This window comes from Sphingobacterium phlebotomi (assembly GCF_008180195.1).
Lineage (GTDB): Bacteria > Bacteroidota > Bacteroidia > Sphingobacteriales > Sphingobacteriaceae > Sphingobacterium > Sphingobacterium phlebotomi.
In genome coordinates this window covers 355171-369114 of the sequence record NZ_VTAV01000002.1, presented here as the reverse complement: position 1 = coordinate 369114, position 13944 = coordinate 355171, and the positions used below count along the sequence as shown (strand labels likewise).

The window sequence follows — 13944 nt, the reverse complement described above, 5'->3', positions numbered from 1 at the left end:
GCTTTGTATAGAAAACTAATAATTTTTGAGCGCCACGCTATATGATTCGGCTGTTCCTACTATTGGAATTTAAGTGTCGACCCAATTCCCCTCACGGCAGCTAAGCCGCCGACATCTCCTTACATGTTTTGGCGCAGACTCGGCAAACTTCAGCACATTCACGGCAATGTTCCATGCCCATATCCGCATGCTTCTCGCATTCGTCTGCACATCGTTCGCAGATATCTGCACATGTTTTACATAGCTCTGTACTTAACTGTCCATCGATGCTCATAACTTTTACAGCAGCATCACAGATGATAGTGCATTCCAGATTCAATTGGATACATTTTTTAAGATGTTCCAGATCTTTTTCATTTAAACAGGCAGCAGCACACTGGCTACAGAACACGGCACATTCTCCACATACTTCTATACAATTTTGAAATTTTGTCTGTATCATAACGTTAAAGCTTTTGTTGTATATGACGAGAACAGGTGAGACAATTATTTGTTCGGTTTAATTTTATCTTGGAACTGAAGCACATCGTTACGGATAATTGGGATAACCAGTATGATGATCGAAAAGAGCTGGTGCACAACGGTACTTTTCTATTTGTTCTTTTACCGCATAAAAAGTTTTCAATACTATTATCTTAATCTAAGAATTCAGTATTAGGAAAGATTTTATAAGGGTCAACTTCAGGTGGTTAAGTTATTTCTCTAGATCGTCCTATCGCTGTTCTATAAAGCTGTAATATTTCGTAAAATTCTAGGTTATCTATAGTTTCAAATGAGGAAGTTTAAACTCATGGGAACCGTCTTCATCCATCATCCTTAGATATAACTTTTTGTACCCTTAATCAAGAGGAAATAAATTCTGTCATTATTTTATTGTTTTTGAACTGTTGCTTCAGCATCTGCAAATCAGTTCTGGATGGAATGGGGAAGGGTTCAGGATGGGTATGCCACTCACCCAAATAGGTAAGTTGACCATTGCTGTTGTAGAATTCATAGTCCAAGATTATTTGGGCACTGACCTTTCATTGGTCGGGAATTATTATAGTTATGAAGCAGGAGAAGGAGGGATTATAGGTTGTGGAGTTCCCGGGAACTCCTTGTCTGTCCGTACTGTCGATGTATGTTCGGGAAAAGAAGTTTCCCTGACGCAGATTTTTACCGAAAAGAGCATCCTCAAAGCAATGAAATCAGACCAATGAATTAAGAGCATCGAAGAGGAAACGGATATAGACTTTTCCAAACAGGATAGCTTTGAGGAATTTATCGAAGTATTAAATCGACTGGGCGATGTACGGTTTTCTCCTCATGGCCTTGCCATCCTCGAATACAGGGAAGACCAAAATATGGCGGCTGTCAGGCTCGTCGGTGAAGCGTACATGGGATTCAATCACAACAGGCATTACAGGTAGGGTTATGGTTGGAGCCGACAGTAGCTTTTAAAGCCAATCGAAATCAAGATGCTCAGTTTTGGAACAAGCTATAAAACAGCTAGTTAAACTCTTTTCAGTGAGTAGTGAGGTTTGAAAAAATGACTCTCCGAATGACTCACTTTTTTATTGGGAAAAATTGAAAGATCTGTAGATACAGATAAAATAAAAAACGCTGTAAATTAAATATTTACAGCGTTTTAGTGTGTTTTGACTTTTAAGTGTGTAGCCCGTAGGGGGATTAAAAATATTGCTTTATCGTGACAAAAACAGTGATTTTTAATTTTCGGGGGTTCTTTTTGTGGTTCTTTTTAGGCAATCAAAGAGAATCCTAAAATAAGTCGCTGTGTGTGCCTGTTCTTGTTAATGTAATGAGCCTTATGGCGTCGTCCTGTTCCCAAACCAACAGCCAATCGGGCTGGATATGGCATTCCCAAAACCCTTTGTAATTACCCGTCAACTTGTGCGGTTTGTTTTTTGGCGGAAGCGTACCGCTTTCAACCAATTGGGTAACGACTTCATCGAGTAGTCGCATACCCAAACCACGCTTTTTGGCGAGTTTAATATCTTTTTTGAACTTTCCTGTCTGTTCAAGCTGATACATTACGAGTAAAGTTCTTTTCTAAAATCTTCAAGAGTGGTTTTTGTCGCCTTGCCCGATTTAGCTTCCTTTATCGCCTTTTCAGTATCTTTATTATAACGAGGTTCTTCAAGCTCTACAAAAGGAAGTGTTTTAAGGTATTCATAGAATACTTTTGCCTGCTTGCTTCGCTTATCTATTTTTATCGTTATTTCCATATCCACATATTTTAATGATACTACCCCAAAGTTACGAAAAAATAAAATTCTTCGCTATTGGCTGGCGAAAGAAAGAAAACGCCCAATATGATGAAAGCTTTTCACCGTAAATGCCCAAAGCGAGAACAGCCGCGGCCAAGAGCGATGGGGTTTCGCAGGCCACAAATGCGCGGTGGGAACAAGGTATATTTGTCGGTTCTTTTTCGGATAACTTCGATGAACGTATCGAGCAAAAGATATTTCACTCAGAAATCGTGGTAGATAATGAAAAGGTAGCAGCTCAAACCAAAGCCTATCAGCAGATACCGCAAATTCTATCTTTTGTAAATGAGCAGGGCGAGGATAAGATGAAACAGGAAATTGAGGGTAACTACAAACAGATAAAATCAGATATCCTGAACATTGTTATAAGTGAAATGGAACGCATCAAGAATGACCCGAACTTGCAGCATTTGGTGCAGCAGAAATGATATATCGTGGCATGGTTGTTTGCACTTTACCATTGGAAAGGTTAACGCTATTTTCCAATAATCTTTTCCCTATGACTCGTACCCCATTCGCCAAGTGCCGTTATAACGTTATGTAGTGAAAAGCCGTGTTCGGTCAAGGAATATTCTACGGTTGGGGGAAAAGTATCAAAGACTGTTCTAGCTATAAGTTGATTTACCTCCAAGGCCTTCAATTCTTTTGAGAGCACTTTGTCAGTAATACCCTGAACATCCCTCGATATTTCCTTAAATCGCTTATTTCCAAATTTTAGCGATATAATGATGGGTATTTTCCATCTCCCGTTTAAAACTTCTAAAGCGTCTTTAACAGGTAGAATTGCCTTCACGCACTCCTGTTTTTTCTCTTGATTTATTTTATCTGTGATCATAATGTGATGTATTACTATCCCATTGGATAGTGCTATCCAATGGGATAGTAATATCTTTTAGATAGCAAATGTAGGTAACTTTGCATAGTTAAACAAATAATAATTAAAAATATGAGAAAAGACAAAATCATTTATTGGGTGTCCACTTCACTAACAATCCTGACCGGTGCATCCTCTGCCTTTCTTTACTTTACAGATGCTATGGGAGAAGCGTTCAGGCATTTAGGCTTTCCCGACTATTTTAAAGTTGAGCTGGCTATCGGCAAAATTATAGGCATTCCACTTTTACTTATCCCTGCTGTTCCCAGAATAATAAAAGAATGGGCTTATGCCGCTTATGGTATTGTTTTTATGTCGGCAATCATTGCACATACCGTTGTTGACGGCGTTGGAGCGGCGATAACACCATTATTACCACTTATTTTCTTAATCGTATCCTACCGATACTATCATAAATTAAATAGAGCATAAAATATTAGAGCGTTGCACTTATTAGTTGCTAGCGCTTACTAAAGGTAGTCCCACAGAAATCATTATAACTAAAAATAAAGAAAATGAAAAAAATATTGCACATCATTTCAAGCATCCACGGAGAAATATCTTCCAGCAGTCAGTTATCAGACACAATCGTTGAGAACTTAAAAAATGCTTATCCTGACAGCCAGGTTAATAAACTCGACCTGTCGGAGTCACATTTCCCTTATCTTGAAGCCAAACATTTTGAGGCATTTTTTACACCTGCCGAACATCACACTGCAATCCAGCGAGAAGTGTTTGGCCGTTCCGGGCAAGCTATAACTGAATTGAAAGAAGCTGATTTTATCGTAATTGGTTTACCCATATACAATTTAGGTATTCCGGCCAGTTTAAAGGGATGGATCGATTACGTGGCGCGAGTTGGCGAGACATTCAGCTACGTAGATAATGCACCTATAGGTCTCTTAACCGATAAAAAAGTATATCTGGCCATCGCCTCAGGGGGTATATATAGCGAAGAGCCAATGAAGAGCTATGATTTTACAGAACCCTATCTAAGGGCAATGCTGGGATTTATCGGCTTGACAGACCTCACAGCCTTCAGGGTGGAGGGAACAGCTATCCCCGGAGTTAAAGAAACTGCCTTATCTAAAGCACAGGAAACAGTCAGTGAGTTTACTTTCTAAGTATTTTGTAATTCAGCATAGATAATAATGGGCAGCAAAGAAAGGATAGCCAAATTAAAGAGCGAGTTGCGTAAAGACATACTTTGCGCAGCCCTTGCTATTTTAAAAAATGATGGACGCCAATCCCTAAGCCTGCGAAAAATAGCTGACCGCATAGAGTACTCTCCACCAGTAATATATTCTTACTTTAAAAATAAAGAAGCCATTCTAATTGCTCTATGCGAATTATGCTATCAGCAATTTAATGGATGTATCGAGAAAAATTGTAGAAAGCTGACCAACCCGGAAGAAAGGTTGACAGCAATAGTGACCACATGTTGGAACTTTGCGATTGAAGAGAAAGAAATGTATGATTTAATGTGGGAGGTTGGCAGCACTTGCACCGATCCTTTTACACAATTCAAAGAGTTGGGACTATTTCTGAATTTTTTAAGTGAAACGCTGAAAAATCTGTGCGGCAAGAAAGTATGTACAGAAGAATACCTTTTTCATAAAAGCCAGACTGCCATAGCAGTAATGCATGGGCATATTTGCTTGAATTATACGTTGTCAAATGCTGATCCGAAATTAAGGAGTAGAATGCTGAACGAGACTATACTTTACGTAATGAATCTTATAAACGACTATAATCTGACATCGCGTGAACTCAATAATCATTATTGAGAGTGTGAAATAATAAAAGAGAATGAATAAATCGAAAATTCGTATCGGATTTATTGGATTAAATCCAGACAAACAATGGGCTTCAATAGCTCATATACCCGCACTGGGAACGTTGGTTGAAGAATTTGAAATTGTAGGGGTTGCAAACTCTACTTACCAGAGTGCCAAAAAATCAGCAGAAGCATTCCAGATTCCTTTAGCCTTTGAAAATGCCCAGGCGCTGATACTATCAGATGAAATCGACCTCGTGGTCATCACCGTCAAGGTGCCTCATCACTATGAATTGGTTAAGGCTGCATTGGGAGCAGGCAAGCACGTCTATTGTGAACATCCATTGGGCAATGGCCTGGAAGAAACAAAAGCATTGGCTGCATTGGCCGCCCAAAAAAATGTAGTCGCCGTGGTCGGCACTCAACTAGTTGCTGCTCCAGAGTTGCTTTATCTACAGCAACTCATTAATGAGGGATATGTGGGGAGGGTTTTATCTTCTACCTTGAACGGTTCTGTTAATAACTGGGGGGATAACGTAATTTCTCATAATTACTATATTAATGATAAGTCATTTGGAGCGACATTATTTACAGTTCCATTCGCGCACACCTTAGCAGGTGTCATAAAAGTATTGGGAGGTTTTGGGAAATTTAAGGCAGAAATGTACAATAATTTCACCTCTGTAAAAGTAACCGATACAGACGAAATTAAATCTAAAACAACTGAAGACCAGATACTGGTTATTGGTGCATTTAAAAGCGGAGCTGCTTTTTCTGCTCATTATCGCGGCGGTATCAACGCAACCAGCCTAGTATGGGAAATTAATGGAACCGAAGGAGATATACAAGTTACCAGTTCTTCAGGACACGCACAGTTGCTAGGACTCAAAATACTTGGAAAGAAAAGCGACGAAAAAGAATTGAAAAACTTGATTCCACCTGCTGAAATGTACCAGGGTCTACCAGATGATCCTTTGGTTAGAAACGTTGCCGCTATTTACCGGCTTGCAGCTGGTGATATCCGAAACGATACCCGTAACGCCCCTACATTTGAGGATGCAGCAAAATTGCACCAAGTTCTATCTTCAATTGAGAAATCCGCGTCAATTTAAGTAAGTATAACAAAACGAAACTCCGAATGGATATTTCGAAGATAAATAAATCATTATGGCATATCAATTTAAAGGATTATATATTACCGAAGAACAAGGTGAATTTAAAGCGAACTTAACGGAACTTTCTACCGCAGATCTTCCAAATAATGAAGTGCTTATTAAAGTAGCTTTCTCGCCTGTTAATTATAAAGACGTATTGTCTGCATCGGGAAACAAAGGGGTTACCCAAAAGTTCCCGCATGTACCTGGTATAGATGCGGCAGGCGAGGTGGTTTCTTCCCGTAGCAATAAATTTAAAACAGGTGATAAGGTAATTGTCACAGGATACGATCTTGGAATGAATACCTGGGGCGGATTTGGAGAGTACATCAGTGTCCCATCTGGCTGGGTGTTATCCCTTCCAGAACCATTGTCGCTTTTGGACGCAATGGCTTTAGGCACCGCGGGTCTTACGGCAGGACTATCAATATATGAACTTATCAACTCGGGCGTTACACCTGAGAAAGGTAAAATAGCGGTGAGTGGAGCAACGGGTGGTGTCGGAAGTATATCTGTAGCTATATTGTCTAAACTAGGATATGAGGTAGTAGCAATTTCAGGAAAAAAACAGAATGATTTCCTCACAAGAACATTAGGAGCCAATGCGGTTTTTACCAGGCAAGATTTTATAGATAAGTACGATAAAGACATCATGTCAAAGATGGAACTTGCTGGGGGAATTGATGCTGTCGGAGGAAGGATTCTTTCGGGAATGCTTAAGGCCACAAATTATAATGGCACAGTGACCTGTTGCGGTTTGGTAGCTTCGCCAAATATTGAAACAACTATATATCCATTCATTATCAGGAATGTAACACTTGTTGGAATTGATTCGGTTGAACAACCATTAAATCATAAAGAAGCTATATGGAAATTACTAGCAAATGAATGGAAACCCACTGTGCTTAGTCATATCACTAAATTAATTAATCTCGAAGAACTGCCAGCCGCCTTATACGATGTAAGTCAAGGAAACGCAATAGGGAGATATGTTGTGAGCCATGGATAACTAATTTATTTTCTGAGTAAAATAAAAATAGTTGTTGTAATAGGAATTATTAGTTTAAAAAATACAATGTTAAATTTTAAAAGCAAATAGTATGGACATAAAAAATGTCACAGTCTTTGGTGCAGGCGTATTGGGTGCGCAAATAGCGTTTCAAACAGCCTTTCATGGCTATAAGGTCACTTTATATGATATCAAAAAAGAATTCCTTGAAAATGCTCGTAAAAGGTTTGAGAATCTACGTGAATCCTATAAGGTTGATATTGATGCCACGGATGAGGATTTGGATATAGCTTTCAATAATTTAAGTTATACTACAAATCTTGCGGAATCGGTTACAGATGCTGATATTACCATAGAAGCCATACCTGAAAACCTAGAAGTTAAGAAAGAATTCTATGTCAAATTGAGTACTTTGGCACCCCAAAAAACTATTTTTTGCACGAATTCCTCCACATTACTCCCAAGTGATTTTGCTGCTGAAACAGGCAGGCCACAGCAATTTTTAGCACTACACTTTGCCAACCTTGTTTGGAAGTACAACATTGTGGAAATCATGGGCCATGCCGGCACGGATGCCAAAAACATCGAAATCATTCTTGCATTTGCAAAAACAATTGGGATGGTGCCGGTTGTCATTCAAAAAGAAAATCCCGGCTACATCATGAATGCACTATCAGTTCCGTGGCTAATGACTGCATTAGATTTGTTGATAGAAGGGGTCGGAGATGTAGAGAGTATTGATAAGACATGGATACTGACACCAATTGGAAACAGGTCTATCGGACCTTTCGCCCTTTTGGACATCATCGGACTGACGACTGCATATAATGTTATTACCAATAATGCAGAGAAGACCGGTGAAAATACTTGGATCAAAAGAAAAGAATTTATTAGAAAAAATTTTATAGAGCCCAATAAACTCGGAGTGTCCACAGGAGAAGGTTTTTACAAGTATCCAAACCCGAGCTACGAACAGGAAGCTTTTCTAAAACCCTAGAATAATTATTAAAAAATATTCCAACTAACATAATACAAAATTCAAATATGTCTTTAATTGAAAATCTTAATTGGCGATACGCCACAAAAGCTTATGATCCTACGAAAAAGGTAAGCGAAAAAAATTTATATAAGATTCTGGAAGCTGCCCGATTGGCACCCACATCGTCTGGCTTACAGCAATATAGGGTATTGGTCATTTCTAATCAGGAATTGAAAGAAAGATTAAAAGAAGGTTCGTTTAATCCTGAATCCATGAGAGATTGTTCCTATGTTCTTGTATTTGCAGCCTGGGACAACTATACAGATGAACGTATAGATAAGATATACAATCATACGACACGGCAAAGAGGCTTGCCGGACGGACAATTTAAAAGTTATACCGATAAGATAAAAGCCATTTTCGCTTCTCAAACCATCGAGGAAAATTTTGACAATGCTGCCCGTCAGTGCTATATCGGCCTGGCAATGGCATTAGCTCAAGCTGCAGAGCTAAAGATAGACAGTACGCCTGCTGAAGGGTTTGACAATGCTCAGGTAGATAAAACGTTGGAATTGAAAGTGAAAGGTTTAAAAAGTGTGGTTTTAATGTATGTGGGCTATCGTGCAGAACATGATTGGCTGGCTCCAATGAGAAAAGTTCGAAACCCGATGGATGAGTTTGTAACTTTTATTGGATAAGGCAATTGAATAATCCTTCAACTTGATGATCCGCATTAAGCCTAAATGTACCGTTTAGGCTTTTCTATTAATAAATCAAACATCAATATTGCAAACTAAGGGGATGGAAAAATTCTACAATGAAACACATCTTAAATTGGAAACTGCAATTCAAGAAATAGGAAGTGAAGCTGACTGCCCTACAAAAAGTATCGAAGCTGTTATACAGCTCATCATCAAAAGCCTTTCGGATTTAAAGGATTTTATACTTAAGAAAGATTTTAAGAACACGGAAGAGGAAATCTATTTTTTCAAATACCAATTTCAGATAGTTAAGTACCTTATCTTCGTTCTTGGCTTCAAAATCCTTTAGTTTGGCACTTCCCGTCGCATTGAACAGTTTGACATCACGTTCGGCCGTATCCGCCTTGATGGGTTTGCCACCGAGGATTTTCTGTAGAATCTTGCCCATTTGTCCGTATGTTAGGCCGTCGTTCCAAATGGACTTGTCAAGGAACCCCAGCTTGTAAAAGAAGTACATGCGGAGCCTGCCGTTCTCTATGGGGCTGGATGGGTCTATTACCGCATTGTCCGCTTCTTCTTCCTCCTTTCTGTATTCCGACAGTATTCCCTCCAACGTGCGGTTGCGCTCCGTAACGGCGGTTATCTCGTCCTGCTGTTCCTTTACGGTTCGGGCAAGCTCCATGCGCCCAGCATCCTGCACGGCCAAAAGGGCATTTTTTTCCTGTAACTCGGTTTCAAGTTCCTTTAGCCTGCTTTCAAGCTCTCTTATTTTCTCCTGCTCTGCGGAAGTGTAACGGTCGAGTACTTCCCTTATGCCGTGCATGAGGTAGGAACGGATTTGGTCGGGGTCTCCGTCTATGAAATAGGTGTCACGGATATCGTCATCGTCCTGTATGATGTCGAAGATAATGCCGTCCCCACTCAATTGCCGTAACTTCGTTTCGTAACGTTTGAATTTCTCCACGTCAATGCGCACCTTTATCTTGTGCATACCCTGTTCTACGCTCATGACATCCAGTTCGACAAGCAAGGGGTTCAACCGTTCCGCTACCTCTTTCCGAAAGTGCGATATGTAAGGCGCATCGGTGATGGCCTCGACCAAGCGGTGGTAAGTGCCATCGTTGATGCCCTTGAAAAATTCCATCCAAGCGGTGGCAAAGTAATCCCGTCCGCCGATGGCATCCCATTCCAGCCCCGTACCCGTTTGCAGAAAGGTACGTCCGAACCAAGTGAAATCGGCAAGTAGGCTGTTCAGATGTTTTAAGTCGTTTAATTTCATGAGCGTTGTCTTTTGGTTATCCTGCCTTTTCCAGTTCTATTTTTGCGGTCACCGTATCGAGTATGAGCTGTGCGTTTTCCTCGCGGGTCATCTTGATATATTTAAAGAAATTGGTTTCCGTAGTATGCCCCGTTATCTTCATGATGGTGAACGTTGGAAGCCTGTAATGCTTGTACATATTGGTGGCGAACGAACGCCTTGCCGTATGTGTTCCCATAGCATCATAGAAAGGAATGGTCACCTGTACCCGTGTACCGCCCTGCGGTACGGTAATGCTGACAGGCTGGGTAAGTCCGGCCATCTTCCCGATAATCTTGATGTAATCGTTCAGCTTTTGGTTGCTTATCGGCTTTGGATAAAGATAGGTTCCATCTTCTTGGCGGTAGCTTTCCAGTATTTCACGGGTGACGGGCAATATCGGAATCGCAACGAAAACCCCTGTTTTTTCCGTTTCAATGTGGATAAAGTCGCCATGAACCCGTGCTTTCTCCGCTAATACCGAATAGTCTTGAAAGCGTAGTCCGCTCCATGCGCCGAGCAGATAAAGGTCTCTCGCATTCTTTAGACCTGGATGGCCTGTTAGGTCAACGGAATGTATCGCCCCTAACTGTTCTATATCGTTATACACCGCAACGGTTTCCTCCTCCACCTTGATGAATGCCTTTGACTTGTATATTTCATTCGCGTGCCAACCGAGTTCCTTTGCCTCTCCCATGAACAGCTTAACGTGCTTGATGACCTTTCCGAAGTAGTTGAGCGAAAAACTCCTGTCAGTGAACATATAATTCCGCAGGTCATAATAGAAATCCATTGTCACGTTATCGAAGTTCAGCCTTTTCAGCTTCCTATGCTCCACATACTCCTGCAATAGCGTTCGGCTACCCTCGTAGGAGCGTATGGTGTTTTCCCTGTAACGCATCCCTGCACGTTTGCCTTTCAGCACGGTTCGCTTGCCCTCACGGCTAAGTTTTACCTGTCGGTCGAAAAAAGAAAGAAGCGACTGGCTGGGGTCGGATGCCTTTACCGTGGTTGCCCCTGCAAGTAGCCCTATTACCTGTTCCTTAAAGATAGCCTTATCGGGGTAGCTCTGGAATTTGTTCACGAATGTACGGTATTCGGTTTCCACCGTTGCCTTTACGGTTGCAAGTTTTTCGATGATGGCTTTTGCCTCGGCCGAATCAAGCCCTTTTAGTCCGCCGATGGGTCTTTCCTTTTCGGGGTTCCATTTGGCGGGGTGTACCTTTGTTCCCGTGGGTATCTTCACCACGGGCTTGCCGTTGTACTCCACGAAGCACGTTATCGGCGTGGGTTTGGTGGCCCCCGTTTCCCGTAGACGGAAACTGATGCCACATTCGATTTTTACCGTCCTGCTCATAATCCTCTGATTTTAAACCGTTAAACAATAATGCAAGATAACAAATATAGGGCGGACACGCAAGGTGTCGGGGGTTCTTTTCGGGGTTCTTTTTGTCGAATTTGGGTGAATTTCAGCGAACCCTATAAAATGAAAACCGCCTTTAAACGTATTTAAAAGCGGTTTTTGAATCTTCTTGGCTCTCTTTGGAGCCTCTCGGTAGCCCGTAGGGGAATCGAACCCTTCGAACATTAATCTCTTTATCAGCACTTTACAAACATCTAACTTCCCGACTCACCGAATAACTCACTGGTTTGACATACGTTTTAGCTGCAATTGCTATATGGGTTAAAGATAAAGCATTTAGGCGTTAAATTCAAGCCAAAATACCAAAAAAGCCTCCTGTTCGCAAGAACAGGAGGTTACCAAACAAACGATGAAACACTCCCTTGGACAATACTCTTATTTCATTAACATAATCAACAATATATATTGAGAGACCTATCATCCCATACGAATGCCTGCGGAAATTCTACAAATCTATTGTCTAATAAATCTTTAATAGACTCTTCAACAATGAATGCCGGCTTAGTGATTGCAATTACGACACCTTCATTATTAATTATAACAACTCGAGGCATCCATTTTATTTTGAAAACGTCCATATAATATTGGTTATTTATTACCGAATAGAAATTAGGTATTGCGCTTACATATTTGTTTTTAAGAACAAATGGTGCAATAATGTCTTTTGTCTGATTAGTTATTGGAATCAAGGCAATTTGATCACTGAACTTTGAAAGAGTTTCAAATGTTTTTGGTAGCGTAAAAATGCACGTTCCACACCAGGTGCTCCAGAAATCTAAAACTATAAATTTTTTATCCTTATAGTCATTCAGTGTTATGGTTTTCCTTTCTTCTGGATAACCGATAACTTGCAGCGATGCATTCCATAATTCGAGAGGGATGGTGTCGCCAACTTCTAATTGACTTAAATTTGAATAGTCAATTCCCTTTTCCATTGACTGGAATTGGAGGGTTACAGTATTTAATTTCGAGTTATTTGTCTTTTTATCTTTCGACCCAGAATGGGATAAAGATTTTAATACTGGCATACTAGACAGTACTAAAATAAGTATTGTTATTAATTTGGACATATCGTGGTATTTATATTAATCAACTCAATTATATCAAGTTATGTCATTATTGTTCTATACCTGTGGCATCGATAACAGATTGTGGTAATGCAAACCGAAATTCTTTAAGCTGCTCTATAGAAATAGTAATTTCATTACCCCCAATTTTCCTTACCAACCGGTCTACTCTTAATTCTTCACTTGTCAATCTTTTAAGATCAAACCATCTAACCCCTCTAAAAATCAACTCCTTTCTGCGTTCGTCCAAAACAAAATGTAGGAATTCTTCCTTTTCCATTGTTTCTAACCGATGGTCTGTTACAATGTATCTATGTTGTATAAAATGATGCATGTCTTCGATAGCTTCTTCTATTTTGTTCAGCCGGATATTACATTCAGCACTCGTTAACCATACTTCTGCCGTGGTCAGACCGCAGAATTTTTGACTGGATGAACCTTTTCCGTAATCCCCTGTGAACATTTGATATCCGTCGGCATTAATTGTAAAGAATAGTTCTTTTCTCTTATCGCTGGCCGAGTACATCTCGTAAAGTTCCGGCGCAACCCGGGCACGGGATTCTTGAACCATAGTTTGTCCACTTGACTGTGCGTAAAACAAAACCTCCGCGTTATATCTTTCAAAGGGGTATTTGCCCTCTGGGATTGTATTATAATTTAAAAGATCACTCCTAATTTCCAGACATCTCGACGCAAAATGCAGAGATTTATCATAATCCTTGGTCATAAGATAATATTTTGACAGTAATGCATAAACGGATGCTATGGACGGTTGTGTTGGATAGTTTGGCATCCAGCCTTCCAGAAGCTTCTCTGCGGCAAGAAGATCCTTCTCAATCTGGAACATACATTCCTGTTGATCATTTCGATATAGTTCTTCATCAATATCTCCCGATAATCTTAATACTATGCCGGGAACATTTGCGGCGGTTTCCGAATCGAATGATCTTGAAAAGATTTGCAGTAGATCAAAAAAACTCAATGCTCTATAGAATAGAGCCATTCCTTTAACTTGATTTCTTTTTAATTCTGGCATATCTGTAATATCGTCGACATTTTCGAGTACAACGTTAGCGTTCAACACCCGGTTGTATGATCCTGCCCAATAAGTTCCCAGCGTAGGGAGAAACTGCCAAACGTACATAGCCCTGTCTTCATCCCTGTTCAATGCCAGCCACGTGTCGTCTGAAAGAAACAAATTGTCAGAGGCGACCTCACCTATAATGGCACAATAAGAAAGGTTCATATCACTGGTATAGCCCAATAGGGCTTCCAGATCTTGTATGGTAGTCGGAACTGCCAGTTTCTTGTCACTTTTCTCATCCAGAAAATCACTGCATCCTGTCAGCACTGTGCCAACAAGAAGAATCAATAAATTCTTAATATTCATCATCAT

Annotated in this window: 19 protein-coding genes; 10 read left to right on the top strand and 9 right to left on the bottom strand. The window is 40.3% G+C overall.

Going from position 1 to position 13944, the window contains the following annotated elements; genetic code table 11:
• Positions 1-100: 100 nt before the first annotated feature.
• Both FXV77_RS05680 and FXV77_RS22670 read right to left on the bottom strand, forming a co-directional pair.
• Complete coding sequence (locus tag FXV77_RS05680) at positions 101-442, bottom strand: four-helix bundle copper-binding protein (protein WP_148918233.1); 342 nt, start codon at positions 440-442, stop codon at positions 101-103.
• Between the two features lie 400 nt (positions 443-842).
• Positions 843-959 (bottom strand): Mov34/MPN/PAD-1 family protein, encoded by a 117-nt coding sequence (locus FXV77_RS22670; RefSeq protein ID WP_394344136.1) that lies wholly within the window; start codon positions 957-959, stop codon positions 843-845.
• A gap of 48 nt (positions 960-1007) precedes the next feature.
• Between FXV77_RS22670 and FXV77_RS22665 the strand changes: the two genes are divergently transcribed.
• Both FXV77_RS22665 and FXV77_RS22015 read left to right on the top strand, forming a co-directional pair.
• Positions 1008-1199, top strand: a complete 192-nt coding sequence (locus FXV77_RS22665) for a hypothetical protein (RefSeq protein ID WP_222867713.1) — start codon at positions 1008-1010, stop codon at positions 1197-1199.
• Positions 1200-1287: 88 nt separating this feature from the next.
• Positions 1288-1440, top strand: coding sequence for a hypothetical protein (locus tag FXV77_RS22015; protein ID WP_187444020.1), 153 nt, complete (start codon positions 1288-1290; stop codon positions 1438-1440).
• 318 nt (positions 1441-1758) lie between these two features.
• Here the strand turns inward: FXV77_RS22015 and FXV77_RS05670 are convergent, their stop codons facing one another.
• Entirely contained in the window at positions 1759-2031 is a 273-nt protein-coding gene (locus tag FXV77_RS05670) for a type II toxin-antitoxin system YafQ family toxin (RefSeq protein ID WP_148918232.1), read from the bottom strand.
• On the bottom strand, positions 2031-2225 hold the full coding sequence (locus FXV77_RS05665; RefSeq protein WP_028297204.1) for a hypothetical protein: 195 nt from the start codon (positions 2223-2225) through the stop codon (positions 2031-2033). The genes FXV77_RS05670 and FXV77_RS05665 overlap by 1 nt, the downstream gene beginning before the upstream one ends.
• A 110-nt stretch (positions 2226-2335) precedes the next feature.
• Between FXV77_RS05665 and FXV77_RS05660 the strand changes: the two genes are divergently transcribed.
• Positions 2336-2695 carry a hypothetical protein gene (locus tag FXV77_RS05660; RefSeq protein ID WP_246162280.1) on the top strand — a complete coding sequence of 120 codons (360 nt, stop codon included), beginning with the start codon at positions 2336-2338 and terminating at the stop codon, positions 2693-2695.
• Between the two features lie 47 nt (positions 2696-2742).
• On the opposite strand, the gene FXV77_RS05655 is transcribed toward FXV77_RS05660, so the two are convergent.
• Entirely contained in the window at positions 2743-3102 is a 360-nt protein-coding gene (locus FXV77_RS05655; protein ID WP_052195972.1) for a winged helix-turn-helix transcriptional regulator, read from the bottom strand.
• 111 nt (positions 3103-3213) lie between these two features.
• Between FXV77_RS05655 and FXV77_RS05650 the strand changes: the two genes are divergently transcribed.
• The 7 genes from FXV77_RS05650 (at position 3214) to FXV77_RS05620 (ending at position 8758) form a co-directional block, all read left to right on the top strand.
• A complete protein-coding gene (locus FXV77_RS05650; protein WP_148918231.1) occupies positions 3214-3573 on the top strand; it encodes a DoxX family protein in 360 nt (119 codons plus the stop codon).
• A gap of 83 nt (positions 3574-3656) precedes the next feature.
• The gene (locus FXV77_RS05645) at positions 3657-4265 is read left to right on the top strand and encodes an FMN-dependent NADH-azoreductase (protein ID WP_148918230.1); all 609 of its coding nucleotides are present in this window, start codon (positions 3657-3659) and stop codon (positions 4263-4265) included.
• A 27-nt stretch (positions 4266-4292) separates the two neighbouring features.
• Positions 4293-4928: a TetR/AcrR family transcriptional regulator gene (locus tag FXV77_RS05640; protein ID WP_148918229.1), complete on the top strand. Its 636-nt coding sequence runs from the start codon at positions 4293-4295 to the stop codon at positions 4926-4928.
• Between the two features lie 22 nt (positions 4929-4950).
• On the top strand, positions 4951-6030 hold the full coding sequence (locus FXV77_RS05635; RefSeq protein WP_148918228.1) for a Gfo/Idh/MocA family protein: 1080 nt from the start codon (positions 4951-4953) through the stop codon (positions 6028-6030).
• Between the two features lie 55 nt (positions 6031-6085).
• A complete protein-coding gene (locus FXV77_RS05630) occupies positions 6086-7081 on the top strand; it encodes a YhdH/YhfP family quinone oxidoreductase (protein ID WP_148918227.1) in 996 nt (331 codons plus the stop codon).
• Positions 7082-7172: 91 nt separating this feature from the next.
• Positions 7173-8078 carry a 3-hydroxyacyl-CoA dehydrogenase gene (locus FXV77_RS05625; protein WP_148918226.1) on the top strand — a complete coding sequence of 302 codons (906 nt, stop codon included), beginning with the start codon at positions 7173-7175 and terminating at the stop codon, positions 8076-8078.
• Positions 8079-8125: 47 nt separating this feature from the next.
• On the top strand, positions 8126-8758 hold the full coding sequence (locus FXV77_RS05620) for an NAD(P)H-dependent oxidoreductase (RefSeq protein ID WP_148918225.1): 633 nt from the start codon (positions 8126-8128) through the stop codon (positions 8756-8758).
• A gap of 232 nt (positions 8759-8990) precedes the next feature.
• Here the strand turns inward: FXV77_RS05620 and FXV77_RS05615 are convergent, their stop codons facing one another.
• The 4 genes from FXV77_RS05615 to FXV77_RS05600 form a co-directional block, all read right to left on the bottom strand.
• Positions 8991-10040, bottom strand: a complete 1050-nt coding sequence (locus tag FXV77_RS05615) for a hypothetical protein (protein WP_148918224.1) — start codon at positions 10038-10040, stop codon at positions 8991-8993.
• A 16-nt stretch (positions 10041-10056) separates the two neighbouring features.
• The gene (locus FXV77_RS05610) at positions 10057-11415 is read right to left on the bottom strand and encodes a phage integrase SAM-like domain-containing protein (protein WP_148918223.1); all 1359 of its coding nucleotides are present in this window, start codon (positions 11413-11415) and stop codon (positions 10057-10059) included.
• A gap of 458 nt (positions 11416-11873) precedes the next feature.
• On the bottom strand, positions 11874-12551 hold the full coding sequence (locus tag FXV77_RS05605; protein ID WP_148918222.1) for a TlpA family protein disulfide reductase: 678 nt from the start codon (positions 12549-12551) through the stop codon (positions 11874-11876).
• A gap of 46 nt (positions 12552-12597) precedes the next feature.
• Positions 12598-13944 (bottom strand): RagB/SusD family nutrient uptake outer membrane protein, encoded by a 1347-nt coding sequence (locus FXV77_RS05600; protein ID WP_148918221.1) that lies wholly within the window; start codon positions 13942-13944, stop codon positions 12598-12600.

Coding starts and splice junctions, on each gene's coding strand:
- FXV77_RS05605 (WP_148918222.1), bottom strand. CDS start 12,551: ATGTCCAAATTAATAACAATACTTATTTTAGTACTGTCTAGTATGCCA.
- FXV77_RS05630 (WP_148918227.1), top strand. CDS start 6,086: ATGGCATATCAATTTAAAGGATTATATATTACCGAAGAACAAGGTGAA.
- FXV77_RS05660 (WP_246162280.1), top strand. CDS start 2,336: ATGCCCAAAGCGAGAACAGCCGCGGCCAAGAGCGATGGGGTTTCGCAG.
- FXV77_RS05600 (WP_148918221.1), bottom strand. CDS start 13,944: ATGATGATGAATATTAAGAATTTATTGATTCTTCTTGTTGGCACAGTG.
- FXV77_RS05610 (WP_148918223.1), bottom strand. CDS start 11,415: ATGAGCAGGACGGTAAAAATCGAATGTGGCATCAGTTTCCGTCTACGG.
- FXV77_RS22015 (WP_187444020.1), top strand. CDS start 1,288: ATGTACGGTTTTCTCCTCATGGCCTTGCCATCCTCGAATACAGGGAAG.
- FXV77_RS05615 (WP_148918224.1), bottom strand. CDS start 10,040: ATGAAATTAAACGACTTAAAACATCTGAACAGCCTACTTGCCGATTTC.
- FXV77_RS05645 (WP_148918230.1), top strand. CDS start 3,657: ATGAAAAAAATATTGCACATCATTTCAAGCATCCACGGAGAAATATCT.
- FXV77_RS05680 (WP_148918233.1), bottom strand. CDS start 442: ATGATACAGACAAAATTTCAAAATTGTATAGAAGTATGTGGAGAATGT.
- FXV77_RS05620 (WP_148918225.1), top strand. CDS start 8,126: ATGTCTTTAATTGAAAATCTTAATTGGCGATACGCCACAAAAGCTTAT.
- FXV77_RS05670 (WP_148918232.1), bottom strand. CDS start 2,031: ATGTATCAGCTTGAACAGACAGGAAAGTTCAAAAAAGATATTAAACTC.
- FXV77_RS05650 (WP_148918231.1), top strand. CDS start 3,214: ATGAGAAAAGACAAAATCATTTATTGGGTGTCCACTTCACTAACAATC.
- FXV77_RS05640 (WP_148918229.1), top strand. CDS start 4,293: ATGGGCAGCAAAGAAAGGATAGCCAAATTAAAGAGCGAGTTGCGTAAA.
- FXV77_RS05665 (WP_028297204.1), bottom strand. CDS start 2,225: ATGGAAATAACGATAAAAATAGATAAGCGAAGCAAGCAGGCAAAAGTA.
- FXV77_RS05635 (WP_148918228.1), top strand. CDS start 4,951: ATGAATAAATCGAAAATTCGTATCGGATTTATTGGATTAAATCCAGAC.
- FXV77_RS05655 (WP_052195972.1), bottom strand. CDS start 3,102: ATGATCACAGATAAAATAAATCAAGAGAAAAAACAGGAGTGCGTGAAG.
- FXV77_RS05625 (WP_148918226.1), top strand. CDS start 7,173: ATGGACATAAAAAATGTCACAGTCTTTGGTGCAGGCGTATTGGGTGCG.